The sequence below is a fragment of the Microbulbifer sp. S227A genome (assembly GCF_049800935.1).
This window is the reverse complement of record NZ_JBNAFZ010000026.1, coordinates 1-24,440: the sequence shown is the minus strand read 5'-3', so window position 1 is coordinate 24,440 and position 24,440 is coordinate 1. Positions and strand designations below refer to the sequence as shown.

23 protein-coding genes and 1 pseudogene are annotated in these 24,440 nt (G+C 60.9%); 10 read left to right on the top strand and 14 right to left on the bottom strand.

Annotated elements, in window-relative coordinates; genetic code table 11:
* Positions 1-68 precede the first annotated feature (68 nt).
* From ACP15R_RS26005 to ACP15R_RS25995, 3 genes and pseudogenes are all read left to right on the top strand, one after another.
* Positions 69-1,228 (top strand): IS3 family transposase gene (locus ACP15R_RS26005; RefSeq protein WP_424988599.1). Its coding sequence is split into 2 segments (ribosomal slippage): positions 69-318 and positions 318-1,228, totalling 1,161 coding nucleotides; the frame shifts between segments, so codons are not numbered across the junction.
* A 27-nt stretch (positions 1,229-1,255) separates the two neighbouring features.
* Positions 1,256-2,041, top strand: a pseudogene (locus ACP15R_RS26000) (Tn3 family transposase); the annotation flags it as partial.
* Positions 2,042-2,171: 130 nt separating this feature from the next.
* Entirely contained in the window at positions 2,172-2,723 is a 552-nt protein-coding gene (locus ACP15R_RS25995; RefSeq protein WP_369835316.1) for a recombinase family protein, read from the top strand.
* 551 nt (positions 2,724-3,274) lie between these two features.
* On the opposite strand, the gene ACP15R_RS25990 is transcribed toward ACP15R_RS25995, so the two are convergent.
* Genes ACP15R_RS25990 through ACP15R_RS25970 form a run of 5 tightly spaced genes read right to left on the bottom strand, consistent with a single transcriptional unit; the run spans position 3,275 to position 8,598 of the window.
* Positions 3,275-4,786, bottom strand: coding sequence for an aldehyde dehydrogenase (NADP(+)) (locus ACP15R_RS25990; protein ID WP_370002169.1), 1,512 nt, complete (start codon positions 4,784-4,786; stop codon positions 3,275-3,277).
* Positions 4,783-5,790 (bottom strand): 4-hydroxythreonine-4-phosphate dehydrogenase PdxA, encoded by a 1,008-nt coding sequence (locus tag ACP15R_RS25985; RefSeq protein WP_370002171.1) that lies wholly within the window; start codon positions 5,788-5,790, stop codon positions 4,783-4,785. Before ACP15R_RS25985 ends, ACP15R_RS25990 begins: the two co-directional genes overlap by 4 nt.
* A 27-nt stretch (positions 5,791-5,817) precedes the next feature.
* A complete protein-coding gene (locus ACP15R_RS25980) occupies positions 5,818-6,513 on the bottom strand; it encodes a GntR family transcriptional regulator (RefSeq protein ID WP_370002173.1) in 696 nt (231 codons plus the stop codon).
* Position 6,514: 1 nt separating this feature from the next.
* Positions 6,515-7,426, bottom strand: coding sequence for a dihydrodipicolinate synthase family protein (locus ACP15R_RS25975; protein ID WP_370002175.1), 912 nt, complete (start codon positions 7,424-7,426; stop codon positions 6,515-6,517).
* Positions 7,423-8,598: an L-rhamnonate dehydratase gene (locus ACP15R_RS25970; protein ID WP_370002177.1), complete on the bottom strand. Its 1,176-nt coding sequence runs from the start codon at positions 8,596-8,598 to the stop codon at positions 7,423-7,425. The genes ACP15R_RS25975 and ACP15R_RS25970 overlap by 4 nt, the downstream gene beginning before the upstream one ends.
* 245 nt (positions 8,599-8,843) lie before the next feature.
* Here ACP15R_RS25970 and ACP15R_RS25965 point away from each other — a divergent pair, with 245 nt between their 5' ends.
* The 6 genes from ACP15R_RS25965 to ACP15R_RS25940 all read left to right on the top strand — a co-directional run bounded on the left by ACP15R_RS25965 (position 8,844) and on the right by ACP15R_RS25940 (position 15,784).
* The gene (locus ACP15R_RS25965; protein ID WP_370002179.1) at positions 8,844-9,824 is read left to right on the top strand and encodes a TRAP transporter substrate-binding protein; all 981 of its coding nucleotides are present in this window, start codon (positions 8,844-8,846) and stop codon (positions 9,822-9,824) included.
* Between the two features lie 58 nt (positions 9,825-9,882).
* Positions 9,883-10,440 carry a TRAP transporter small permease gene (locus ACP15R_RS25960; protein ID WP_370002182.1) on the top strand — a complete coding sequence of 186 codons (558 nt, stop codon included), beginning with the start codon at positions 9,883-9,885 and terminating at the stop codon, positions 10,438-10,440.
* 1 nt (position 10,441) lies between these two features.
* Entirely contained in the window at positions 10,442-11,722 is a 1,281-nt protein-coding gene (locus ACP15R_RS25955) for a TRAP transporter large permease (protein WP_370002184.1), read from the top strand.
* Positions 11,723-12,716: 994 nt separating this feature from the next.
* Positions 12,717-13,784 carry a CBASS cGAMP-activated phospholipase gene (locus ACP15R_RS25950; protein WP_424988764.1) on the top strand — a complete coding sequence of 356 codons (1,068 nt, stop codon included), beginning with the start codon at positions 12,717-12,719 and terminating at the stop codon, positions 13,782-13,784.
* 262 nt (positions 13,785-14,046) lie between these two features.
* Positions 14,047-14,877 (top strand): type IV toxin-antitoxin system AbiEi family antitoxin domain-containing protein, encoded by an 831-nt coding sequence (locus ACP15R_RS25945; protein WP_424988763.1) that lies wholly within the window; start codon positions 14,047-14,049, stop codon positions 14,875-14,877.
* Complete coding sequence (locus tag ACP15R_RS25940; RefSeq protein ID WP_424988762.1) at positions 14,867-15,784, top strand: nucleotidyl transferase AbiEii/AbiGii toxin family protein; 918 nt, start codon at positions 14,867-14,869, stop codon at positions 15,782-15,784. Before ACP15R_RS25945 ends, ACP15R_RS25940 begins: the two co-directional genes overlap by 11 nt.
* 119 nt (positions 15,785-15,903) lie before the next feature.
* Here ACP15R_RS25940 and ACP15R_RS25935 read toward each other — a convergent pair whose 3' ends face one another.
* The 5 genes from ACP15R_RS25935 to ACP15R_RS25915 form a co-directional block, all read right to left on the bottom strand.
* Positions 15,904-16,479 (bottom strand): PIN domain-containing protein, encoded by a 576-nt coding sequence (locus ACP15R_RS25935; protein WP_424988761.1) that lies wholly within the window; start codon positions 16,477-16,479, stop codon positions 15,904-15,906.
* Positions 16,476-16,940 (bottom strand): helix-turn-helix domain-containing protein, encoded by a 465-nt coding sequence (locus ACP15R_RS25930; RefSeq protein ID WP_069210226.1) that lies wholly within the window; start codon positions 16,938-16,940, stop codon positions 16,476-16,478. The genes ACP15R_RS25935 and ACP15R_RS25930 overlap by 4 nt, the downstream gene beginning before the upstream one ends.
* A 133-nt stretch (positions 16,941-17,073) precedes the next feature.
* A complete protein-coding gene (locus ACP15R_RS25925) occupies positions 17,074-17,208 on the bottom strand; it encodes a hypothetical protein (RefSeq protein WP_424988760.1) in 135 nt (44 codons plus the stop codon).
* Positions 17,209-17,420: 212 nt separating this feature from the next.
* Positions 17,421-18,035 (bottom strand): SMC-Scp complex subunit ScpB, encoded by a 615-nt coding sequence (gene scpB, locus ACP15R_RS25920; RefSeq protein ID WP_424988759.1) that lies wholly within the window; start codon positions 18,033-18,035, stop codon positions 17,421-17,423.
* A gap of 2 nt (positions 18,036-18,037) precedes the next feature.
* Entirely contained in the window at positions 18,038-18,922 is an 885-nt protein-coding gene (locus ACP15R_RS25915; protein ID WP_424988758.1) for a DUF1403 family protein, read from the bottom strand.
* A 125-nt stretch (positions 18,923-19,047) separates the two neighbouring features.
* On the opposite strand from ACP15R_RS25915, the gene ACP15R_RS25910 reads away from it, so the two are divergent.
* Complete coding sequence (locus tag ACP15R_RS25910; RefSeq protein ID WP_424988757.1) at positions 19,048-20,145, top strand: tyrosine-type recombinase/integrase; 1,098 nt, start codon at positions 19,048-19,050, stop codon at positions 20,143-20,145.
* Positions 20,146-20,157: 12 nt separating this feature from the next.
* Here the strand turns inward: ACP15R_RS25910 and repC are convergent, their stop codons facing one another.
* The 4 genes from repC to ACP15R_RS25890 all read right to left on the bottom strand — a co-directional run.
* Positions 20,158-21,450, bottom strand: coding sequence for a plasmid replication protein RepC (repC, locus tag ACP15R_RS25905; protein WP_424988756.1), 1,293 nt, complete (start codon positions 21,448-21,450; stop codon positions 20,158-20,160).
* Between the two features lie 241 nt (positions 21,451-21,691).
* Positions 21,692-22,639, bottom strand: a complete 948-nt coding sequence (repB, locus tag ACP15R_RS25900) for a plasmid partitioning protein RepB (RefSeq protein ID WP_424988755.1) — start codon at positions 22,637-22,639, stop codon at positions 21,692-21,694.
* 23 nt (positions 22,640-22,662) lie between these two features.
* Positions 22,663-23,847 (bottom strand): plasmid partitioning protein RepA, encoded by a 1,185-nt coding sequence (gene repA / locus ACP15R_RS25895; RefSeq protein WP_424988754.1) that lies wholly within the window; start codon positions 23,845-23,847, stop codon positions 22,663-22,665.
* Positions 23,848-24,046: 199 nt separating this feature from the next.
* Positions 24,047-24,440: DUF736 domain-containing protein (locus ACP15R_RS25890; protein WP_424988753.1), on the bottom strand; the 394-nt coding region annotated here is incomplete at its 5' end.

Below are 24,440 nucleotides of genomic sequence, written 5' to 3'. Positions count from 1 at the left end.
GTGACCTGCCCCCCGCGAAATCCCTCACCTTGATGTAGAGTCTGCGCCAACTCTGAAGGAGCAGACACATGCGAAAGAGCCGTTTCACCGAGGCGCAGATAATCGGGATGATCAAGGAACAGGAAGCCGGAATGCCGACTGCGGAGGTGTGTCGCCGGCACGGCTTGAGCACGGCGACATTCTACAAACTGAAGGCCAAGTATGGCGGCATGGAGGTGTCCGAGGCTGCGAGGCTGAAGGCCCTTGAGGACGAGAATGCCAAGCTGAAGCGCCTGCTGGCGGACACCATGCTGGACAACGTCGTGTTGAAAGACCTGCTGGGAAAGAGCTGACGACATTGACCAAGCGGCGAGACGCGGCGCTCCGGGTGATGCGAGATCATGACATCTCGCAGCGCCGGGCGTGTCGGCTGGTTGGTGTCGATCCCAAGACAGTCCGGCGTGAACGCCCGCCGGACAGTGCCGATATCCGCAAGGAGATGCAGGAGATCGCGGGCAAGCGGCGTCGGTTCGGGTATCGCCGGATCGGCGTCCTGCTGGAACGCAAGGGCATGATCATGAACCACAAGAAGCTGTATCGCATCTACCGCGAGGAAGGGCTGTCCGTAAAACGACGGCGCGGCCGGAAGCGAGCTCGTGGCACCAGAACACCGATGCCGTCGGCCCCGTGCGCCAACGCGCGCTGGTCATTGGACTTCGTCTCTGACAGCTTTGGTGCCGGGCGCAAGTTCCGGATCCTGGCGGTGATCGATGACTGCACCCGGGAATGCCTGTGCCTGGTTGCCGATACCAGCCTGTCCGGGGCAAGGGTTGCCCGGGAACTCAGCGCCCTCATCCGGGTCTACGGCAAGCCCGGCTGTATTGTCAGCGACAACGGGACCGAGTTCACCAGTCGGGCCATCCTGAAATGGGCCGACGAGAAGAAAGTGCAGTGGCACTACATCGACCCCGGAAAACCGCAGCAAAACGCGTTCATCGAAAGCTTCAACGGCAGCCTGCGGGACGAGCTGTTGAACGAAGAGATCTTCGACAGCCTGGACGACGCACGTCGGAAGCTGGCCCTCTGGCGCTACGACTACAATACGGACCGCCCGCATTCGTCCCTGGCCAACCAGACCCCGCAGCAAGCGCGCCGGACGCTTGAGCAATTTGAGGGCTCCGCGCCCGGCGCGCTTGCGCCAGATGACAAAGCCGAATACCCTAATCCAACCTGCAGACTCTCATTATGAATGAGGGACCAGCAGGGGGCAGGTCACCAGCTGAAACGCTGCTCATCTTCCGAAGTGGCAGTCATGATCGAAGGGGTTTTGCGCCATTGCACCGACATGGAAATCCAGCGCCAGTATGTTGATAGCCACGGCCAGAGTGCTATTGGTTTCGCCTTCTGTCACCTTCTAGGCTTCGAACTGGCCCCACGCTTGAAGGCCATTGCGCGACAGAAGCTGGCCTTGCCAAGCGCCGACATGCGAGGACAACTGCCAAATCTCATGCCCATCCTGTCTGGTACCATCGAATGGGCAGAGATCGAAAGACAATACGATGAAATGGTCAAATACGCCTCAGCCATGCAGCACGGCACGGCTGATCCGGAAGCCATTCTGCGTCGTTTTGCACGGGCCGATGTGATGCACCCGACTTATAAAGCGCTCGCTGAGTTGGGGAGGGCGATCAAGACCATCTTTCTGTGTCGTTATCTTCGATCCGAAGACTTCCGCCGTGAGATTCATGAAGGATTAAATGTGGTCGAGAACTGGAACAGCGCTAATGGGTTCGTGTTCTTCGGCAAGGGCGGTGAGATTTCCAGTAACCGGATTGCTGATCAAGAAATCTCGGCTCATGCATTGCACCTGCTTCAAGCTTCACTGGTCTATGTAAACACCCGCATGATGCAATCGGTCCTGGCGGAACCGATTTGGGCCACCCGGCTGACGGATCGGGATTACAACGGACTTTCTCCGCTGATCTATGCTCATATCAATCCCTATGGCCGGTTTGATGTTGATCTGGGAAAGCGGATCGACTTTGGGACAATGGCAGCGTGATCCGCGCGTCACAAAAGGGTGCACCCACAGGAGACATATAGATGTGACAGCGTAAAATGTCTCAAATGAGTGGTAAGATGTCTATTGTTACAGTATCAGAGTCCAAACCACCCTAATGTGACAGATTGCCATGCCAAAGATCGGATACGCCCGCGTCAGCTCCTCAAGCCAGGACCTTGATATCCAGAAAGCCAAACTGAAGGCGGCGGGCTGTGAGGTCATCCGCGCGGAGACGGTTTCCGGTGCATCTCGCGATGATCGTTCCGAGCTGGCAACGGTGATGGAATTCTTGCGGGAAGGCGACGAGTTGGTCGTTCACCGCCTCGACCGTCTCGGTCGCTCCACCCGAGATGTACTGAACCTGGTCCACGAGCTGGATGCCAAAAGCGCATCTTTGCGGGTGCTTGAACCGGAAGTCACCACCGCCGGGGACATGGGCCGCATGGTCATCACAGTTCTTGGGATGGTGGCTGACATGGAACTCAAGTTCATTCGTGACCGGCAGCGTGCAGGAATCGAAGCGGCCAAGGGCAAGGGCCTTTACAAGGGGAGGCAGAAATCCGTTGATGACGATGAAATCCGACGCTTGGCGCGCGAGGGTACTCCCAAAGCCCAGATCGCCCGTGATCTAGGGGTTTCAAGGATGACGGTCTATCGGGCGCTCGCTGATGCCGAAACCTGAAGCCGCCGTTCGTTCTGGGCGCGGCGGATTCAACAAACGAGCCCTCGCCGGACCTCTCAAATTTGTGCTGCGAGCGCACGCAGTACGAGAAATGCCGCACCTCCGCGAAAATCTTTTTTGCTACGCGGCGGAGATTGCAGCCGTTCATGCAGGTCGCAGTAAATCTAAAACCGTGAATTCACAGGTCGGCGGACAAACCTGCCTTTCCCCGCAGGCGCGCGATCCTAGCTGCAATTGCGAAGGCACCAGAAGATCGGGCGGACAGCCGGCATTCTCTGCAATCGCGAGCCAATCGGGTGGCAAACTTGGAAGCTGACATTTAATGGGCGGAAGTTTCGTGCTCCGCATTGCACGACCGGTAACCACCAACAAAGTTTCAACGACCATCGGGCTCGGGGCAACAAAGTGATGGTGCCAGGATGTGATCGCCGCCGATCAGGCAGGTAGCCATGCCGACCGCCGCATCGGCCAGGGTTTCAGCAACGGTTTTTCAAAAGATCCTTCCTATGGATGGAATAGCCCGTGCCGCCTCGCACGGGCTATTATTGCGTTCAGAGATCTTCCGGCAACAGCGCCTCGGGCATGTTCTGATAACAGACAGGGCGCAAAAACCGCCGGATCGAAAGCGTACCGACAGAAGTTGCACCGAAATTGGTCGAGGCCGGGTAAGGCCCGCCATGCACCATGCTGTCCGCCACCTCGACCCCGGTGGGAAAACCGTTGACCAGCACCCGCCCGGCCTTGCGTTCGGCGATCGGCAACAGCGCACGGGCCGCATCCGTGTCGCCCGCGTCCATATGCAGGGTCACGGTCAGCTGGCCCTCCAGCCCGCGCGCCAGAGTTTCCATCTGCGCCGTGTCCGCCACCCGGACCACCAGCCCCAGCGGGCCAAAGACCTCTTCACCCAGGGTGTGATCCTGCAGATAGGCCTCGGCGGTGGTTTCATACAGGTTGGGCCGCGCGCTGCGCCCCGCGCTGTCAGTAACCAGCACCGGACGCACCGCGCCCGCAGAGTCAAAGCGCGCCTTGCCGTCGCGGTAGGCCTGCGCGATGCCGTCGGTCAGCATCACCTGCTCCGGCGCCTGCTCCAGCGCCGCGGCGGCGGCCTGCACCAGCGCATCGCCCGCAGGTCCTTCCGCCACCACCGCAACACCGGGGTTGGTGCAGAACTGCCCCGCCCCCATGGTCAGCGAGGCCACCCAGCCTGCGCCGATCTCGGCCCCGCGGACGGCAGCGGCTTCGGGAAGCACGAACATCGGGTTGACGCTGCCCAGTTCACCAAAGAACGGGATCGGCTCGGGGCGCTGCGCGCAGAGGTCGAACAGCGCCCGCCCGCCCGCCAAGGAGCCGGTGAACCCCACCGCCTTGATGAAGGGATGCTGCACTAGCGCCTGGCCAACATCGCGCCGCCCGCCCTGGATCAGCGAGAACACCCCGGCAGGCATGCCGCACGTCTGCACTGCCGCATGGACGGCCTCGGCCACGATCTCGCCGGTGCCGGGATGGGCGGAGTGCCCTTTGACCACCACCGGGCAGCCCGCAGCCAGCGCCGCCGCGGTGTCGCCGCCCGCGGTCGAAAACGCCAGCGGGAAGTTCGATGCGCCGAACACCGCAACCGGGCCGATGGGGCGCTGCACCATGCGCAGATCCGGGCGCGGCAGCGGCTGGCGGTCGGGCAGCGCCTCATCATGGCGGCGGTCCTGATAGGCACCGTCAAGGATATGCTGGGCAAACAACCGCAGCTGGCCGGTGGTGCGACCACGCTCGCCCTCCAGCCGCGCCTCCGGCAGACCGGTCTCCTGGCAACCGATCTGGGTGATCGCCTCGCCGCGGGCCTCGATTTCGTCTGCGATGGCATTCAGAAAGGCGGCGCGGTCGGCGCGGCTTGTGTAGCCATAGCTCCAGAACGCCTCCTCCGCCGCCTCGCAGGCCTGCTCCACCAGCGCCGGGGTGCCGCGGCTGAAGGCATGCGCCGGGCCGCTGGCTGGCTCCGACTGGAAGGTCTCGCTGTTGGCGACCCACTCGCCCGCAATCAGATGTTTACCATGCGGTTGAAAGCTCATGCCGCGTTCTCCTTTTCCCAGTTGCTGACCATCCTGCAGGCGATCTCGAAGGCGGCGCGAGTGGCGCCCACATCCGCCTCGCCGCGGCCCGCGATGTCAAAGGCGGTGCCATGCGCCGGGGTGGTCACCGGCACCGGCAGCCCGCCCTGCACCGTCACGCCGCGGTCAAAGCCCAGAAGCTTCAGCGCGATCTGGCCCTGGTCGTGGTACATGGTCACCACGGCGTCGATCTCGCCGCGGGTCACCTTCAGAAACACTGTGTCCGAAGGCAGCGGCCCGGTCACCGCCATCTGGCCACCCGCCATGCGGGCCACCGCCGGTTCGATCACGTCGATCTCCTCGCGGCCGAAATTGCCGCCGTCACCCGCATGCGGGTTCAGCGCCGCCACCGCGATGCGCGGCCGCGCGCAACCGGCCCGGCGCAGGGTGCGGTCGATCAGATGGGTGGCCTCCTCGATCCGTTTCGCGTCGATGGCATCGGCCACGTCCTTCAGCGCGATATGGCTGGTCACCCGGCTGGTCCACATGCCGTCCAGCGTGTTCAGCTCGGAGATATAGCCGCTGACGCCCAGCTTTTCGGCCATGTAGTGCAGTTCGTCCGAATGGCCGATCCCGGCCATATGCATCGAGGCCTTGTTGAAGGGTGCAAAGACGATCGCATCGATTACCCCCTGCTGCACGAACTCCAGCGCCTGATCCAGCACCCGTAGGGTGGACCGGCCAGAGGCCTCGGTGCTTTCGGCCAACACCACCCCGTCCGGGCTGATGGTCTGCATCTCGTGCAGCGTGAGCCCGTCGAAGGCGGTCCAGTCCGCAGCGGCGGCATCCACCGCCGTCATCTCATGACGCAGCCCGGCCTGCGCCTGGCCCAGTTCAAACACATGGCGGTCGCCGATCAGCAGCACATCGGCCTCAGCGATGCAGTCGTCGGCCAGCAGCCGGGCAACCAGTTCCGGCCCGATGCCGCTGGGGTCACCGGGAATGAGTCCAATCCTTGGGGACATGTCTACTCCGTTTCGTCGGCCCTGGCGCTAGTCGCGCGGGGCATTTCTGATGTTGGTCACAGCCGAAGCCAGATGGCGGCGCAGGGCTGTGGAGGTGGTCTTCGCATCGCGCCGGCTCAGCGCATCGACGATTGCCCGGTGTTCGGCAAAGGTCTGCTCACGGCCCGACTGGCGCTGCGAAGACTGGAAACGCGCCCGCCACAGGCGCGCGTTGTATTTCTGATGGGTATCGATGAGCGGCGCATTGCGGCTGGCCTGCACGATGGCTTCATGCAGCTCCATGTCCAGCCGGAAGGATTCCAGCGGTGTCAGGCTGCCGTCCTCGGCCTCCATCCGCTGCTGACAGTCGATCACCTTGGCGATCTCTTCCTCAGTGATGGTGGCACAGGCCAGCTCGCCCGCCAGCGCCTCCAGCGCCCCCATGACGACCAGGTTCTCCTCGATCTCGCGGATCGGCGGGTTGGCCACCTGCGGGCGGCGGGTGACGGAATACTCCACCAGCCCGTCCTGCTCCAGAATGGTCAGCGCCTTGGTCAGCGGCGTGCGGCTGATGCCCAGTGCCGCCGCCAGATCGCGCTCCGAGATATGTGCCCCGGCGGGCAGCTTCTCCAGCAGGATCAGCTCGCGCAGCTTGTCGGCCGCAATCTCGACCAACGTGGCTCGCGGGCGCGCCAGGGCCAGTTCACTGGTGTCCAGGTCCGAGATTTCAGCCTTCTTGCTCATGTCATTTGCCCCATTTCAGCACCACCGGATCCAGCGGCCGGATCAACCGGAAAAGAGCCTCCTTTGTCTGCGAATGCAATGGCGCGATGGGGTGGCGGCAGAAATCCGAAGCGATCACGCCCCCCTCGACCATCGCCGCCTTGGCCGAGCGGAAGCCGCATTGGCGGTTTTCATGGTTCACCGCGGGCAGCACCCTGGCATAGGCCGCGGTGGCCGCCTCCAGATCTCCGGCCGCGAAATGATCCAGCACCGGTTTGATCTGATCGGGGATCATCGCGCTGGTCATGGCACCGGTCGCGCCCGCCTCCAGATCCGCCAAGAGGGTGATCGCCTCTTCGCCGTCGAACGGGCCTTCGATCGCGTCGCCGCCTGCGGCTACCAGGTCGCGTAGCTTGGCCGCGGCCTGGGGGCATTCGATCTTGAACAGCTTGACCATCTCGATCTCGCGCGCCATCCGCACCAAGAGCGGCACCGGCAGATCAACACCCGACAAAGGCGCATCCTGCACCATGATCGGCAGACCCACCTCGCCCACGCGGGCGAACTGCTCGAACGTCTGCTCGGCCGAGCCCTTCAGCAGCGCGCCGTGATAGGGTGGCATCATCATCACCATGGCCGCGCCGCGGTCCTTGGCATGCTGCGCGCGCTCCACCGCGATCTGGGTGGCGTAATGGCTGATGGTGACGATCACAGGCAGCCGGCCTGCCATATGCGCCAGCGACACTTCGGTCAGCTTGCGGCGCTCCTCGTCAGTGATCAGGAACTGCTCGGAGAAGTTGGCCAGGATGCAGATGCCATCGCTGCCCTGATCGACCATGCAGTCGATGACGCGTTTCATGCCCTCGTAATCCACCGTGCCGTCCGGGCTGAACGGGGTCGGAGCGACGGGCCAGATGCCGGAATATTTGGTCATTCTGTGATCTCGAAGTTGTGCAGGTGTTTGTCGGTGATTTCGATGCCAAGGCCGGGCTTGTCGTCGTCCAACTGCAAGAAACCGTCCACCGCCTCCGGGTCGCCCTCGAAGATGTAGTAGAACAGCTCATTGCCCACCTCGACGTCGAACACCGGGAAGTATTCGGCGATCGGGCAATTCACGTTGGCCATGGTCAGGTGATAGTTGTGCATCTGCCCGGCGTGCGGGATCACCGGGATCTGGGCGGCCTCGGCGATGGCGTTGATCTTCTGCGCCGCGGTGATGCCGCCGACGCGGTTGGTGTCATACTGCAGCACGCTTACGGCCTTGCGATTGACTAGCTCGGCGCAGCCGATGACCGAGAATTCATGCTCGCCGCCCGAGATCGGCACGATGTTCATCGCGTTCAGCTCGGCATAGCCCGCCACATCATCGGCGATCACCGGCTCCTCCAGCCAGCGCGGCTCATACTTGGCCAGCTTGGGCAGCATCCGCTTGGCGTAATCCAGGTTCCAGCCCATGTAGCATTCCAGCATCAGGTCCTTGTCATAGCCAATGACCTCGCGCAGCGCCTCGACCCGTTTCAGGTTCTCACGCATGCCCGCCATGCCGTCCTTGGGGCCAAAGCCGAACCGGGTCTTGTAGCCGGTGTAGCCGTTCTTCATCGCCTCTTCGGCCTCGGCCTGCATCGATTCAACCGAGCCGGAGTAGAGCTTGGAGTAATAGACCGGGATCTTTTCCTTGGTGCGCCCACCCAAAAGCTTGAACACCGGCTTGCCGGTCAGCTTGCCCATCAGGTCCCAGATCGCGATGTCGATGGCGGAAATCGCGGTCATGCCAATGCCCTTGCGGCCCCAGGCATGGCTGCGGCGGTACATCTTCTCCCACAAATAGGCGTAGTCGAACGGGTCCTCGCCGATCACCAGGGGCGCATACCAGTCATCAATCGCCTGTTTCACAACCGTTGGCGCCAGGGCCGCGTTACCGATGCCGATGGTGCCGTCTTCGGTCTCCACCTCGCAGGTCAGCCACTGGTGAAAACGGAAAGACTCCATAGCATCGCCCTTGATCCACAGGGCGTCCGAGGCGTTGGTGCAGAAGTTCCCGGCGGGCGGAACGGTCGGCCCCTTCCAGCTCCAGACACGGGTTCGAACGGATTTAATCTTGGTCATTCAGGGCTCCCATTTCTCTCACTTGGCGGTGTGTCCGGCACCGGCCGGGACACGAATCATGTTGACATCTGTTTTAACATGGTAATGGTGTTTTGGAATGCCAAAATGCTAAAGTGCCGAAAAACGAGGAGGAGGCGGCGCAGCGCATAACCCGGCTTTCCGGCAGATGCGTCTGCCCTGTACAAACACCCCAAGACGGCGTCGCGGATGCGGCAGGACGTTCCAAACACACCGGAGGAGACATCATGAAAACCCTGAGCAAGACCCTGAGCGCGAGCCTCGCTGCCGCGACCCTGACCATTGCCGTACCCGCCGCGGCCGACACCTATGTTGTGGCCGTCGGTGCCGCCTCGAACAGCCTTCAGGGCAAAAGCGCAGCCCGCTTTGCCGAGGAGCTGCAGACCCGGCTGGGCGACGCGCACACGGTCGAATTCTATGCCGATGCGCAGCTTGGCAACGAAAAGGAGCTGATGCAGAAACTGCGTCTCGGCACCGTCGATTTCACCCTGATTTCCTCGATCATGACCAACGTGGCGCCGGAATTTGCCCTGTTCGACATGCCGTTCCTGGTGCAGGACCGCGCCCACCTCAAGGCGATCGACGCCGAGATCGTGCAGTCCGACCTGGCGCCGCTGACCGAAAAGGCGGGCCTCAAGGTGCTGTCGACCTGGGAGAATGGCTTCCGTCAGATCACCAACAGCGCGCGCCCTATCAACACCCCTGCCGACCTGGACGGGCTGAAGATCCGCACGCCCTCGTCTGAATGGCGGGTATCGATGTTCAAGGAATGGGGCGCCAACCCCACGCCGATGTCCTTCTCCGAGGTCTTCGTCGCCCTGCAGACTGGCACCATGGACGGCCAGGAAAACCCGCTGACAAACATCGTCGGCGCCAACTTCCAGGAGGTGCAGGGCTACCTCAGCCTGACCGGCCACGTCTACTCGCCGACCTATCTGACCTCCGGCGCCGGCACCTGGTCCAAGCTGCCCGCAGACGTCCAGGCTGCCGTCACCGAGGTCGCCGCCGCGGTGCAGGACTGGTCGCTGGCACAGGGTGAGACCGCCGACAACGAGCTGGTCGAAAAAGTCCGCGCCGCGGGCGTCGAGGTGAACCAGGCCGACAAATCCGCCTTCATCGCCGCCTCCGCGCCGATATACGACGCCTTTGCAGCGCAGGTTCCCGGCGGCGACGCGCTGGTGCAGCGCGCTCAGGACCTGGCCAAGTAACATGAACCGCCCCGGCCCGGCACGCCCGGCCGGGGCACTCACAAGACTGGAGGTGGGCATGATCGCACTGATCGAGCGCATTTTATTACGGGCCATCGAGACGATTTGCCTTTTGCTGCTGGTAATCCTGGCGGTGTCGGTTGTATACGCGACCACCATGCGGTACCTGGGCGCCTCCCCCGCCTGGTACGACGAAATCGCCAGCGTGCTGCTGGCCTGGCTGACCTATTTCGGCGCCGCCTATGCGGTGTTCTTGCGCCAGCACATGGGGTTCTCGGGCATCGTCACCGCGCTGCCGCGGCATCTGGCGGTGGCGCTGGCGCTGTTCTCGGAACTGCTGGTCATCACCTATTTCGCCGTCGTCGCCTGGTACGGCAACGCGGTGCTGGCGGTGGCGAAATGGGATTCGCTGCTGTCCTTGCGCTGGATGACGCTGGACATCGTGCAATCGGTGATCCCGATTGCCTCTGTCATCATGATCATCGGCACCCTGCTGACCCTGCCCCGCGCCCTGCGCACCGCGGCTGAGGGCATCGACCCCGAACACGCCGAGATCGAGCAGGCCATCGCCGAGGCAGAGGCCGAAACCGCCGCACTTGCCCGAAGGAAGGCCTGAAATGATCCTGCTTTTGACCACGGTTGCCCTGATCACGCTGATCCTCATCAACGTGCCGATCGCGGTGGCCATCGGCGTGGTGTCGATGGGGGGCTTCCTGCTCACCTCCGGGCCGGATGCGCTCAACGACATGGTGATCAAGCTCTATTCCGGCTCCACCTCCTTTCCGCTGATCGCGATCCCGCTGTTCATCCTCGCGGGCAACCTGATGAACACCTCCGGCATCTCGCTGCGGCTCATCAACTTTGTCACCGCCCTGATCGGCTTCATCCGCGGCGGCCTCGGCATGGTCAACATCGGTGTGTCAATGGTCTTTGCCGAGATCTCCGGCTCGGCGGTGGCCGATGTGGCCGCCACCGGCACCGTGCTGATCCCCGAGATGAAGCGGCGCGGCTATTCGCGCACGCTCGCAGCGGCGATCACCTCCTCCTCCGCCTCGCTGGCCATCATCATCCCGCCGTCGATCCCGATGATCCTCTATGGCGCCATCGCCGAAACCTCGGTGATCAAGCTGTTCGTGGCCGGCGTGGTGCCGGGCCTGCTGGGCGCCTTCCTTCTGATGCTGGTCACCTGGGTGCTGGCAGTGCGCTATGACCTGCCGCGCGCCGAAGGCTTCGATCTCGGCTACGTCTGGAAGACCTTCAAGGAAGCCTTCTGGGCGCTGACCATGCCGGTCATCATCCTGGGCGGCATCTTCTCGGGCCTCGTCACCGCGACCGAGGGCGCAGGGCTCGCGGTGCTGGCGGCGCTGGTGATCGGCCTCTTCGTGTACCGCGACCTCGACGTCTCGCGGCTGCGCAAAACCATGCTGGACGGCGTCAGCCAGACCGGCATCGTGATGCTGCTAGTCTCCACCTCCGCGGCGCTGGGGCTGTTCCTGACCCAGGCGCAGGTGCCGCAGACGCTGGCGGCCGAGATCACCGAGATCACCACCAATCCGCTGATCGTGTTGGCCCTGCTGAACCTCCTGCTGTTGGTGCTGGGCATGTTCCTGCACGGCGCGGCGGCGATCATACTGGTAGTGCCGGTGGTCATGCCGCTGGTCAACGCGGTGGGCATTGATCCGATCCACTTTGGCATTATGGTGACGCTGAACCTCGCCATCGGCCAGCAGACGCCGCCTGTGGCGTCGGTGCTGATCACCTCCTGCTCGATTGCCCGGTCGGGTATCTGGGAGACTTCGCGCACAAACCTGCCCTTTATCGGAGTTCTCGCGCTCATCCTGCTTCTGGTCACCTACGTGCCGGAGATCTCTCTCGCATTGACCGCATATCTGGATTAACTGGTTTCCCTCTCCCGGCCGTGCTTGCCGGCCGGGAGCACTTGGAAAGCGTGGAAACAAATCGGCGCTCGCTCGGAAGCACACAAATTCGACCTGCAGCAGTGCAGGGCTTGGGATTTGGGGGTGACCCGCAACATAGCTTCCCAGTGCCTTTGATCATTCCCGAGTCGCCGCATTTGGGGCAACTCACAGCGAACTGAAACTCGTCTGATTCGCAATTATCAATCCTGGTCGCAGCGAAGGGACAGTTTGAGTTTCGCTCCTCAAACTGCTTTTTAATGACCGCTCTGCCGACGAATGCTGTTTCACAGCGAGAACCACGCCACGCCGACATCTTCTGCGCAAGCAAAATCCGCACGGGCGAAAGTCCGGAAAGTCCCGCTCCTCGTTGATCGATCCACGTTGCGGCGAAAGGGTGGATTGAATTTGGCCCCTCGGACTGACTTTCAACGGCCGGTTTGGCGACACATGCTGCTTCACAGCGAAAACCACGCCGCACCCGCGAGCGAATGCTGCGCCAGCAAACACCAGGAAGGGCAACGGCAGCAAAGTCCGCATATTACTAGTTCGAACAACGCGCAGCGAACGGCCTCTGCATCATGTGTTCTCTTTGCGTTCCTCATAACCCCCATCTGTGCACGTTCGGTGCGGTCGGGCCTTGAAGGCAGATCAAACCTGTACCTGCAGCCACTGGTTGAGGTTCTTGAACCGACATTGCAAAGGCGTTTCGGCAACGAAGAAGGGTCCCTGCCGCATGTTTACGTTTCACATCCGCGAACAGACCGTACGGGGCCATTCCTCTGCCTCTTCGACAACGAAGCGGATCAGTGGTCGCCAGATGACCTGATCAGCAATACGACCATTCCCTGGGCGTCCAACTGGCTGAGCTGCTACGAAAGCTGGCTCGCTTCGGGAAAATGGTTTGGGACCGGCAAACACATCAGAAGTCAGTCAGGCGAGCGATCCAGGTTGGCGGTACTTATGGAGAGATTTCATGGCACAACCTCAATCCCGCCGCTCGCAGGGCACCATCTTTCACCGTCGAGATCAACTCGAATGGCCCGCAGATGATCTTCGCATACTGTCCATTGATGGCGGCGGCATAAAAGGCATTCTGCCTGCGGCAGTGCTGGCGGAATGCGAGCGTCGTTTCTTGAAGGGCGGTTCGGCAGCCAGCTACTTCGACATGATCGCCGGCACTTCGACCGGAGGAATAATCGCGCTCGGCATGGCAGCAGGGATGCGCGCCGAGGAGGTTCTCGAGATCTATATGCGCCACGGGTCGGAAATATTTCCCCGGCCTTGGACGCCGCCAACTCGATTTGGTCGCGCGATGCGATCCGCTTACCAGTTTGCCCGCGATCTTGCCGTATATCGATACAACCGCGAACCCTTGGAACGAGCGCTTCGAGATCGCTTTGGCAACAGGACACTGGGCTCGGTCAATGTGCGTTTGAACATTCCCGCCTTCGATGGGTTCAACGAGGTCAACGTCCTCAAGACCCCGCACCACCCTGACTTCCGCCTCGACTGGCAGGAAGAACTGGTTACGGTGGCATTGGCGACGTCAGCCGCGCCGACATTCTTCTCGACCTACCGAAACGGCACCCGGCACTTTGCCGATGGCGGTGTTTGGGCGAACAACCCCGTCATGGTGGCGCTGGTCGATGCCATGAGCTGTTTCAACGTAGACAGACACAAAATCGATATTCTGAGCCTAGGCTGTGGCGATCAAGACCTTCGTATGACTGACGGTCAGATCAAGCGCGGCGGCATGTTCCACTGGAGAACAATCATCGAGAGCGCAATGCACCTGCAAAGCCAGAACGCCCTTGGACAGGCCGGACTTTTGATCGGGCGAGACCGCATGCTTCGTCTGACATCCGCTCCGACGCTCGAACCCATTGCACTTGATGACTTCACGCGAGCGAGTGCCGAACTTCCGCAGCAGGCGAAACGTCTTGTCGAAGAAAACGCCGAACGGCTTGAGACATTCTTTGATGCTCCTCGAGCTTCGGCTGCATTTTACCACGGACCGCTTAGCACGCCCGGAGGAACTTAAAATCGGCCACATTCGCCGATATACAAACACCGGTTTTCTCGTCGCAGGAACGACTGATAGTCGCTCATCTGCGAAGCCCACATGGCCGGGTGTATTCTCAGCTGTTCGAGGGCATCCACCCCTGCTTTTCTGGTGAGTTTCAGAGCCGACAACCACCAGTCTCTTTGAAAATGAAAAAATTTGTCCATCCTTGACCGACTATTTTGTGGGTTTCCACTGAAACATGTGGCGCTCTCTTTAAAAATATATCATTGTGTCGTCTATGAGTGGACAAGAACACAAAAAATTAAAGAGCCTTCTTGAGGCTGTCCCCACGGGGTTCCTCGTGGACTCCGCCTGGCTGGAGCACCACGGGATAGGCCGGCGTTCGTCCTACGCCTATGTCCAACGCGGCTGGCTAGAACGCCTTGGACGCGGCGTCTTCCGCCGTCCCTCTCCAGGCAGCGCCACCACGAATACGCTCGATTGGAAGACCTGCCTGCTCTCGCTCCAGCACATCATGCACTACCCTGCCCATGTCGGGGGGGCGACGGCATTGGACCTGCAAGGCTATGCGCACTATCTCTCACTCGGCGACAAAAGCACAGTCTGGCTCTACGCCTCAAAAATCCCCAACTGGCTCGAAAAACTGCCGCTCAACGCCGAACTCCGCACACGCAGCGTATCGCTGTTCTCCGATCCAGAGTTGGGTGTCAATGACGCACGAAATAATCTCAACGAGACAGCATCGTCCCTGCCATGGGACTGGAAACTGGTGATGTCCTCGCCGGAACGCGCGATCTTAGAGGCGCTGGACGAGTTGCCGGATCAGGAGAGCTTTCACAACCTCGACATGGTGTTCGAAAGCCTGACGACGTTGCGACCGAGAACCCTCTCGGCACTGCTCAGAAGTTGCAAGAAGATCAAGGTCAAACGCCTGTTCTTCGTGTTTGCCGACCGCCACGACCATGCCTGGCGCAAGCGTCTCGATCCGGAAGAGTTCGACCTAGGCAGCGGGGATCGCGCATTGGTCAAAGGCGGCAAGATACATCCGCGCTACAGGATCATGGTGCCCGAAGAGTTTGTAGGAAAGGAACGTGGTCATGGCGCGTGAGGACTATGCCGCCCAAGTGGCGCTGCTCGTGCGGATACTGCCGTATGTCGCAAAGGAGAAAATATTTGCGCTCAAGGGTGGGACGGCCATCAACCTCTTCTATCGCGACCTTCCGCGCCTCTCGGTCGATATCGATTTGACCTATCTGCCTGTCAAGGACCGCGCCGAAAGCCTCGTCGAGATCAACGACGCGATGGACCGGATTGCCGCCGCCATCGAAAGCGGAATCACCGGCGCCAAAGCGCAGCGCATTGCCGGCGGTGGCGGCGGCGCCACGCGTGCGCTCGCCCGCCTCGGGACAGCCGAAATCAAGATCGAAACCTCCCCCGTCACCCGGGGCGTCGTGCATGATCCGGAACAACGCGAAGTCTCCGAAGCCGTCGAGGAGGCGTTCGGATATGCGGCGATGAACATCGTCTCCTTCGAGGATTTGTTCGGCGGCAAGCTACATGCAGCCCTTGATCGCCAGCACCCGCGAGACCTTTACGACGTCAAACTGCTCTACGAGAATGAAGGGTTTACCGACGCGTTGTTCCGCACTTTTCTGATCTACGTCGCGAGTTCCCCACGCCCGCCGCACGAATTGCTGAACCCAAACCTGATCGATCTTGATCAGCCCTACGCGCGGGAATTCGAGGGAATGACGAAGGAAGCGGTCGACCTTGCGGAATTGGTCTCAACGCGCGACCGCCTGATCGGTGATATCCAATCCCGCTTGGATGAGGGCGCGAAGAGGTTTCTGAGAACCCTGCATGACGGCGATCCAGACTTCGACGCGATCGACCGCCCTCAATCGGCCGAGCTTCCAGCGGTCAGATGGAAGCTCATCAACGTGAACAAGCTGAAAGCAGAGAACCCCACGAAGCATGCCGCCCAAAGGGAAGAGCTGGAGAAGCTCCTCGGCTGAAGATGGATCAGAGATGACAGATTACCACGGACCGCTTAACACGTCCGGCGGGAAATAACGTCAACTACCATCGCCGACGGTACCGTATGCCTGTGCTATAACATCCACCAGTCGTCTCCTCACAGGAACGACTGGTACTCGTCCATGAAGGTTGCAACCTGCAATAGGCCCTGCGCTTCTGACTTGTGAATCAAAGCCGCAACATCGAGCGCCGGGTTCTTGAAGCGCTCGCGCATGCGACGCAGGGCCAGAATGGCCTCCGAGGGATCCAGCTCGATTGTATCGGCGATGAAGTCGTCGGCGGAAATCGCCTGGATGGCGTGCGGGTCCAGAACCGCGGAAGGAAAGTCGGCAAGATTGTCCGTCACGATGACTGAAGCAGACGTCGCGATGGCCGCTGCCAGCACATGGTTGTCGCCCGGATCAGGCAACGCAAGCTTGCCTTCGAAGATCTCATAACCAGTCACCAGAGCTTCAGGGAATGCTGCTTCGATTGCCGCCCTTTGCCGGGAACCATCGGTTTCGCCCTTGGTGATTTGGGTGATCGCTTTCTGGGTCTCGTCAAGGATGCGACTGCTCCACCGAGGCCGAAACAAGCCGGCCTCGGCCAAGCTTAGTAGCATGTTTCTTCGAAGCGCGCCGCCAAGCACGCAGGCATCGAGAAGAGCAGTGAACCGATCCGCGTATCGGCTCATACAAGACCTTCTTCCGCATCCATTGCGGCAAGGTCACTCAAAGCATCAGAGCGAGACGCGTCACGCTTCTCCTTGTAGGCAAACAGATCGTCGGCACGAACCCGGCGATGTCGGCCGGTCTTCGCAAACGGAATCTCACCTTCCTCGAGAAGCTTCACCAGGAATGGGCGGGACACATTGAGAAGGTCCGCCGCCTGCTGCGTGGTCAGCTCTGACTCGACGGGAATCATCCGAAACCCGCGACCGCTCGAGACAAGCCGCAGCACTTCGAGTAGCGAAGCCGTCAAGGCCGGCGCAAGCGTCACGGTGCGAACTTCGCCGCCTTCCAGGGCGAGCGACAGCTTTGTCGGTTCGCCTTCCTTGATCTGGGAGGCGACAATCGTTCTGAGTTGTTCGGCGTTCTTGATCTCGACCTCGTCGGGCAAACGATCAAAGAACGCCTCTTTTCTGAGGGCGTTCATCTTCTCTCTCCGGTTCTCTCGTCTCGTGTTGGATATAGGCTATCCCTCATTCGAAACAATCGCAACACTCGAAATATTCGAAATTCATTTAGATCGTGTAAATGGGTCACAGCATGCGAACACCGCTTCGCTCTCACGACGAAGCGACCACCACGGCCTTCGCCAGTTGCTCCAGGTCGGGAAGTTCGCGAAGGTATTCCAGCCCAAGACAGACGAAGAACTGCTCGCGGGCGTAGGCGACGACATCTTCTCGACCAGAATCGAGCAAGGGGACGTCTTCAAAGGGGTGCAACGAATATCACATTGAAATTGTGAGTATTTCTGGGTCCCCACAAAAATCGTTGCACTGCAGATGAAACGATAAACAGAACGACCGAGTTTGCGTCAGGCATCGGCAACGGAGACCGGCAAGATATGAGGTTAAGGGCGAAAGAAGAACGTCATCTCAGAGCCTTATCGCACAACGAGATCGGCAACGCGTTAGCCAAAATCAACTTGTTGCGCTTCGCCCACAACCCCCGCATCCTCCAACTGCTCCCGATCGGGAAGATCGCGCAGGCTCTCCAACCCGAAGGCGACGAGGAACTGCTCAGTGGTGACGAAGGTATAGGGGGCACCACGACGCGGCGCGCGCGGCCCAGTTCCAATCAGACTGTGTGCATGCAGCCGCCCGATCAGGTCCCGGGTGATCTCTTTGCCGAAGATGTCCTTGAGCCCGTCGCGCGTGATCGGCTGATGGTAGGCGATGGCGGCCAGGACCGCGACGTCGAATTCGCTCAGATCGAGTAGCTGGCCGCCGACATCCGCCGCTGCGCGGATCGCGGGCGCGTAAGCGGTCCGCGTCCGAAACATCCACCCCCCTGCGACCATGGCAATCTCGAACGCCCGCCCGTCTAGATCGGCGGCCAGATCCTCGACCAGCAAATCAACCGAGGCCCCCTGCCCCACTATGCGCGCCAGATCCGCGCGCGGTACAGGCGAGGCGGACGCAAACAGCACAGCCTCAATCCGCCGCATCCATTCGCGCCAGCGCAGCTCCGGCGGCAGGTCGGACAACTCGCGGTCAAATTCAGGCTCGGAGCGACCCTTGACCATCGCTACACCCCGTAGAGCCGGAAGGTGTCGCGGCCAGTCAGTTCGCGCACAGCGCCGAGGTCGACCAACCGGTCACAGAGCCGCCGCGCGGCGCGATCCGTCAAGGGCAAAGCCGAAGGCGCCATAGCATCGCGGGTCAGGAACATCTCGACCGAGTCGCCCGCCCCTTTCGCCCGAAGCTTTGGCACGACTGCCTTGAGATGCGCCGCCCGACGCTCGAGGTCGGCGGCCTGCCGCACGGCTTCGATCACCGAAGAAACGAGTGCCCGATGACAGGCCAAGCGTAGGTCATCGCCATGCTTGCGCAGGTAGGCGCGTTTCAGGCAAGGGGCCAGCAGCGGCACGAGATGATCCCAACCGAGGGCTTGGGCGAGGGCCGCATCTGCAAGGATCAGCGCCGCTACGTCCGCACGCGGCGCTTCCGTCAGCGCCGCCTCCAAAACCATCGCGGCCCGGGTCACCGGCGCCCCTTTCCCCGAATCCAGCCACGCGGCAATCTGGCCCGCCTCGAAAGCCGGCATGGCTCGGGCCAGAGTCTTGATCGAGACCGGCCGCTCCACCGCACGCCGCCAGACAAGGTAGGTTTCGCCCGCCGGTCCCGGAAGATCGCCGGGGCGCAGAAGGTATATGGCATCGCGCAGCTCCGCCTCCCGCTCCGGCCGCCCGGAAAACACCATACAGGCCTCGGCCGCACGCAGCGCGAGCCGGTCCCGCAACAAGGTTTGGGGCACTTCCTCGCGTCCCAACACAAGATGCAGGTGGTTCAGCGCCGCGCCTGACAAAAACGCAACATCTTCAAGGGCTTCAGCGCGCGCAGAGGTGACCCAGGCGGGCATCCGGGGTAGTGTATCCAGGTCGCTGATATGATCCGGTCGGGCAAATGTCATGCCCGCAGCCTATATCACGACGGCGCTTTCCGCCAGAAACTAAAGCCATAACCGCCCCACTCTGTTCCCTGCAGTCATGTCCAATAAATTTGCATTATCGGACATGGCAAGATATGCTCAGCGGCATGTCAGAAAACACCGAGAAATCGAGCTCAGAGCCGCCAATCGGGCCTTCGCCCAACGAGGACAAAGAGGGAGATCGCCCTGACGGCGAGGCCTTGAGCCTGCCGTCCTTTGTGGCCGGCTCCGGCACGCTTGATCGGCTGGTCGATACGGCCCGCGACTATGCGCGCGCAGCGGCTTCTGACAACACGATGAAGGCCTATTCAAAGGACTGGGCGCACTTCGCGCGCTGGTGCCGGATGAAAGGCGTGGAACCTCTACCGCCCGCTCCCGAGATGGTCGGTCTCTACCTCGCCGACCTAGCGTCCGGGTCGGGCCCCTCCCCTGCCCTATCGGTCGGCACCATAGACCGCCGCCTGTCGGGCCTCGCTTGGAACTACTCGCAACGCGGTTTCAACCTTGACCGCAAGAACCGACACATCGCCACGGTGCTGGCGGGGATCAAGCGCAAGCACGCGCGCCCACCGGTGCAGAAGGAAGCGATCCTGGCAGAAGACATCCTCGCGATGGTGGCCACCCTGCCCTATGATCTGCGCGGGCTGCGAGATCGGGCAATTTTGCTGCTCGGCTACGCCGGAGGCTTGCGCCGCTCGGAAATCGTCAGCCTCGACGTCCACAAGGACGACACGGCGGATTCCGGCGGCTGGATAGAGATCATGGAGAAAGGCGCCCTCCTGACCCTCAATGCGAAGACAGGTTGGCGCGAGGTCGAGATCGGCCGCGGCTCTAAGGATCAGTCCTGCCCCGTGCATGCTCTCGAGCAATGGCTGCACTTTGCGAAGATCAACTTCGGCCCTGTCTTTGTAGGGACCTCGCGCGATGGCAAGCGCGCCCTCGATACACGGCTCAACGACAAGCATGTTGCCCGGCTGATTAAGCGCACGGTCCTAGACGCCGGCATCCGCTCCGAACTGCCCGAAAAGGAGCGCCTTGCGCTGTTCTCGGGGCACTCGCTCCGCGCCGGGCTGGCCAGTTCGGCCGAGATCGACGAACGCCATGTCCAGAAGCACCTCGGACATGCTTCGGCCGAGATGACCCGCCGCTACCAGCGCCGCCGCGATCGGTTCCGCGTGAACCTGACCAAGGCCGCAGGGCTCTGACCCCCTGCCCCATCACGCCGCCTGCTCGCTGAGCCTGCCATAGAAGCTGCGCTCGAGGTGCAGCTCCCCTGCCCCGGCCTTCTCGACCATGCCGCGCAGATAGCCGCCCGGCGACGAAACCTCGCCCGTGCAATGCTTTTCGAAGACAAGCGCCAGCGCCGCTGTCGCCACCTGTTTGCCAAGCCGGTCCTGCGCCACGTTCCAGGCATGCTCGGACACCCCGATCATCGGCCTGAGCTGCCCCGCAACCCGGTGCAGATCGCTCCAATCCTTCAGGAACCCGCCCATATTGCGCGCCCAGGACGCGAACTCGGGACAGGCCTGCATCACAGTGGGCAGATCCAGCGCCGCGCGCTTCTTGCGCACTTCGGCCACCCATTCTTCCAGCTCCGTATCAACCTGATCTTCGGGCTGAGCATTGGGCACCACGGCCGCGACTTCCTCATTTTCAGAGGAATTACGAGTTACAGGATTAAGTTGGTTTGTAATTAGTATATGAGGGTCAGAAATGACCTCCCTGGGGTTCATTTCTTGAGTCTTCTTGAGAACTTGCTCCTTGGTTTCGTGCGTGTTTTCCACAGGTTGAGCGACCTCAGTTGCGTTGAGATAGGCAGCTTCGACGCGTTCCTGGAACTCCTTGAACCAAGTCAAGAGTCGTGCAAGCTGCTCTGAGGCTTCGTGACGGCGCGGAAGCCGGCCTAGGAGATCTTCGAAGATACCCGTGAATTGCGCCCAGGGCCCGCGCAGCGCGCTGCTGACGGCCGCCTCGATCCGCGCGCGGATCATCCGGCGTGCCACCGTGATCTGGCGCTTCAGGCGCTGACAGAGCTCGCGCTCGGCCTGCAAATCGGCATGAAGCTCCTCGAACTCCTCGACACGAGCCGACAGCGGCGACAAATCAAAGCCATAGGCCTCGACGATGCGCCCCTCGGCGTCCCTGCGGCCCCATCGCTTGCCGTTCGGGCTGTCCTGGAAGGAGATCACGCCAATCTCTGCCAGCCGCCGCGCATGACGCTTGAGTGCGGAGAGCGAGAACCCGGTTTGCTCCATCAGATAGGCGTTCGACGCCCAGACGATAGGGCGTTGCCCCTCCTCCCAGTCCTGGGCCTGGGTAAAGGCCCCGAGCGTGTCGAGGAGCATCATGTCTCCGGCCTTAAGGCCAATGTAGGCTCCCACCCGCTTCACAGCCACGAAGGCCCGCGTTTTGGGTACAGCTACCCGTTCACCGGCTTGGGCAAGCTGCTCTGCGGCAGCGAGACCTGCTGAGGCTTTGCGCCAACCGGAGGGCTGCCATGCGATGGACATACCTCTCTCGTGCTGAGGCATGCCTGCCTCAGTCGCTCCACACGGAGCACCACTGAATTTTCCCATACTATGTCAGCAGACAAAGAAATCCCGTTCGCTCAGAAGCGTTTTCTCTTGTATGGCGATTCACTGGCTGCTAGATTCTAGGTGTCTAATCTAAGAATTGCGCTCTGCGCAGCAGCCCTCGAAGCTTCGGTTTCGGGGGTTTTCTTTGTTTACCTTTCCTCCTTTCTGCTCGTCCTCACTTGTCATCCTCCGCGTTTACATCTGTAAATTCGGTGTAGGATCTCTTGATGATGTCCTCGAGGTTGCTCTCAAGCCAGCTTGCGAACTCGGCACTTGTGCCGGACTTCTTCACCGAAAGAGACACGCTCCCTCGGCTTGCTTTGATGACAACGCCATCCATCGGCGTAATCTCACGAGGACCGCTGGACACTTTCGTTCCGCGTTTGCTTGCTTCCTTGATCAGCGCTTCCAACCGCTCATCAGACGTCGATGAGGTGCTAGTATTGGCCAGCAAGTTGAGCGCGATCTTCTCGGTAAGCTTCCGCTCGAGGAACAGCTCGGCCAAGTCCGTCCACCTCGGCCGGCCGGACTTGGGTGCCGAACCAATCAGGTCTCCGACTCTGGACGGGACATTCTGCGTCACCTTCGACAGGTGCGAATGGCCTGATGCAGAAAGATTCAATACTTGGCGCACCGTCGCGCTTTCGTGCCCCGCGGCTTGGATAGCTTCAGCAAAGCGCGCCTTTTCATAAAACGAGAGGTTGCGACGTGCCGCATTTTCCAGCCCTTTGGCCAACAAGGCCGTGGCGTCATCGACATCCTGAACGTTGGCACGGACTTTAATTCCGAGCTCCCGGCAAGCTTTCAACCTGCGGCGACCATAAATCGCTTCGAAGCGCCCCTCGGCAGCTTTGGAGCGCCGAACGAGGATTGGCACCTGTTGACCGCCTTCACGGATGCTGTTCTTGAGCGCCTCAAAACCCTCATCGTCATCCTCGGCGTTTACAGCTGTAAACTCATCCAACCGATCCTGGGGACCCCAATCGTCGATCAGACCAGGATCGATCTCGCGGATAGACGCAAGTGACCCCTGAAGAGCCCCTAACGCAGGCGCGCTCGTCTTGGGGACCCTCTCGGCCGAAGTGCTGCTGGAACGCGCGATGGTACTCGCGATGCCCGACATATCTCGAAGGGATTTCCTAGCCATTATTCACGCCCCCATGATTGGTGGATCATGACTTCCACTTCCTGTCCCACAGCATCCATCGAGCCTTTCGCACGATCGTAGGTCGCTCGGGTCATTTCCGAGCGCACAACCTCATAGATGGACTGCTTGAGCATGGTCGCGTCACTGATTGCAGTGCTCTTGAGAGCGGTCGCAGACATGACGCGGTCTTGGAAAAGCGCACGCATAAACGAGGTCAGCTGCTGTGAGGGAACATCCGTCGGCTCATCCCGAGTGATCAGGAATTTGAAGTGGTCATACTGCAACGTCGCGCCTGCGTCCTCGATTACCCCCATGTAGGCCCCGGCGAGCTCGAGGAACTGAGCGGTCGACGAAACGTCCAACATCGAGGGGGTTAGAGGTACAATCAGAGAACTCGCGGCGGCCATTCCAGCGATTGTCAAGAAGCCCAACTGGGGCGGACTGTCCATCAAGACAAGGTCGAAATCATCCTCAACTTGGTACAATGCATTTCGGATCCGCGTAAAGAACGGCTGGTCGGGGTTCGAATGGACTGCAGATTCAGTCTCGAACTCAGACAACATTAGGCGCGCCGGCGCAATAGAAATCCCCGGGAAGTAAGTGGGAACAACGACATCGGCCATGCTGACCGGATCGTCGTAGCGAATCGCGTCATATACAGTCAGCCCATCAAACTCGATTTCCGGGCTGATGCCGCACATGGACGTGAGTGATCCTTGAGGATCGAGGTCAACGACCAACACTCGATAGCCGCGTAGCGCGAAATAATGCGCAAGATGGATGCTCGTGGTGCTCTTGCTCGAGCCGCCCTTAAAGTTCATCAACTGCCATATTTGCAGTTTCTCATCACCAGACCGACGCGGCAGATAGCGTCCTTTCTTGCGCGATGACTTCTCTAAGATCTCTCGTGCATCCCATATCTCCTGCGCCGTGTAATAGCGCCGCCCTCCACGAATATCCTCGGGCTCTGGGATCGTTCCCTCTGAGTGCACCTTTCGCATGAACTGACCGGAGACCCCAAGAAGTTCTGCCGCCTCAGGTGCCGAAAAAGACCGTAGCGTTTTGGTGCTATCTGGGGCAAAAGCTGAAAGAAGATGCTCCCGGATGGCAGCATTCAACCGCTCGGAAATTTCTGTCGCGAGCGCTGAAGGCTTCTCGTTTGCCAGTGGTGTCACAGGAATCATCTAGTTGCCCCAAAATCGAGAATATGGCCTTTTTCACGCCACTTGGGGATAAAAGCCGTGATTCACGGCGCTAAGTCAAGAATTTTCCTCTATATAGTGTCTACTGAAGCACGAAGAGACTACATGCACGGACCGGACTTACTCTGGAGTTTACAGCTGTAAACGGGTTGGCAGAGGCGAACCCCTGCCAACCCTTCGCTTAGGCGGCGTCTTTCGGCCCCCAGGGGATCACGGCCTGCAGGGACAGATCGTCCTGGTTCGCGGCCTTGCCGAGGTTGGCGTTGAAGCCGTGGTCGCGGATGGTCAGCGTGTAGTAGTCGGCGCCGGTCTCCTTGTTCTGCTTCTTCCAGATGCCGCCACACTCGACCAGCTTGCCGCGCGGGGAGCGGCCGAGGACGCGGTGCGTGGGGGCCATCGGGTTCGCGCTCGCGACGGGTTCGACCGTGATGTCGAGGTCGAATGTCAGGGTCGAGATGGAGCCGACGCCCTTGGCGGTTTCGATGTCGGCGCTGGTGAATTTGATGCAGTTCGTGGTCATTGCTCTTCTCCTTGTTTGCGTTGCAATGATGGTCACCTTGCAGCTGGCCAAGGCC

Bases quoted from the DNA above. Each gene is read 5' to 3' on its own strand.
- ACP15R_RS25995 (WP_369835316.1), top strand. From the start codon at position 2,172: ATGCCAAAGATCGGATACGCCCGCGTCAGCTCCTCAAGCCAGGACCTT.
- ACP15R_RS25990 (WP_370002169.1), bottom strand. From the start codon at position 4,786: ATGAGCTTTCAACCGCATGGTAAACATCTGATTGCGGGCGAGTGGGTC.
- ACP15R_RS25985 (WP_370002171.1), bottom strand. From the start codon at position 5,790: ATGTCCCCAAGGATTGGACTCATTCCCGGTGACCCCAGCGGCATCGGG.
- ACP15R_RS25980 (WP_370002173.1), bottom strand. From the start codon at position 6,513: ATGAGCAAGAAGGCTGAAATCTCGGACCTGGACACCAGTGAACTGGCC.
- ACP15R_RS25975 (WP_370002175.1), bottom strand. From the start codon at position 7,426: ATGACCAAATATTCCGGCATCTGGCCCGTCGCTCCGACCCCGTTCAGC.
- ACP15R_RS25970 (WP_370002177.1), bottom strand. From the start codon at position 8,598: ATGACCAAGATTAAATCCGTTCGAACCCGTGTCTGGAGCTGGAAGGGG.
- ACP15R_RS25965 (WP_370002179.1), top strand. From the start codon at position 8,844: ATGAAAACCCTGAGCAAGACCCTGAGCGCGAGCCTCGCTGCCGCGACC.
- ACP15R_RS25960 (WP_370002182.1), top strand. From the start codon at position 9,883: ATGATCGCACTGATCGAGCGCATTTTATTACGGGCCATCGAGACGATT.
- ACP15R_RS25955 (WP_370002184.1), top strand. From the start codon at position 10,442: ATGATCCTGCTTTTGACCACGGTTGCCCTGATCACGCTGATCCTCATC.
- ACP15R_RS25950 (WP_424988764.1), top strand. From the start codon at position 12,717: ATGGCACAACCTCAATCCCGCCGCTCGCAGGGCACCATCTTTCACCGT.
- ACP15R_RS25945 (WP_424988763.1), top strand. From the start codon at position 14,047: ATGAGTGGACAAGAACACAAAAAATTAAAGAGCCTTCTTGAGGCTGTC.
- ACP15R_RS25940 (WP_424988762.1), top strand. From the start codon at position 14,867: ATGGCGCGTGAGGACTATGCCGCCCAAGTGGCGCTGCTCGTGCGGATA.
- ACP15R_RS25935 (WP_424988761.1), bottom strand. From the start codon at position 16,479: ATGAGCCGATACGCGGATCGGTTCACTGCTCTTCTCGATGCCTGCGTG.
- ACP15R_RS25930 (WP_069210226.1), bottom strand. From the start codon at position 16,940: ATGAACGCCCTCAGAAAAGAGGCGTTCTTTGATCGTTTGCCCGACGAG.
- scpB (WP_424988759.1), bottom strand. From the start codon at position 18,035: ATGGTCAAGGGTCGCTCCGAGCCTGAATTTGACCGCGAGTTGTCCGAC.
- ACP15R_RS25915 (WP_424988758.1), bottom strand. From the start codon at position 18,922: ATGACATTTGCCCGACCGGATCATATCAGCGACCTGGATACACTACCC.
- ACP15R_RS25910 (WP_424988757.1), top strand. From the start codon at position 19,048: ATGTCAGAAAACACCGAGAAATCGAGCTCAGAGCCGCCAATCGGGCCT.
- repC (WP_424988756.1), bottom strand. From the start codon at position 21,450: ATGTCCATCGCATGGCAGCCCTCCGGTTGGCGCAAAGCCTCAGCAGGT.
- repB (WP_424988755.1), bottom strand. From the start codon at position 22,639: ATGTCGGGCATCGCGAGTACCATCGCGCGTTCCAGCAGCACTTCGGCC.
- repA (WP_424988754.1), bottom strand. From the start codon at position 23,847: ATGATTCCTGTGACACCACTGGCAAACGAGAAGCCTTCAGCGCTCGCG.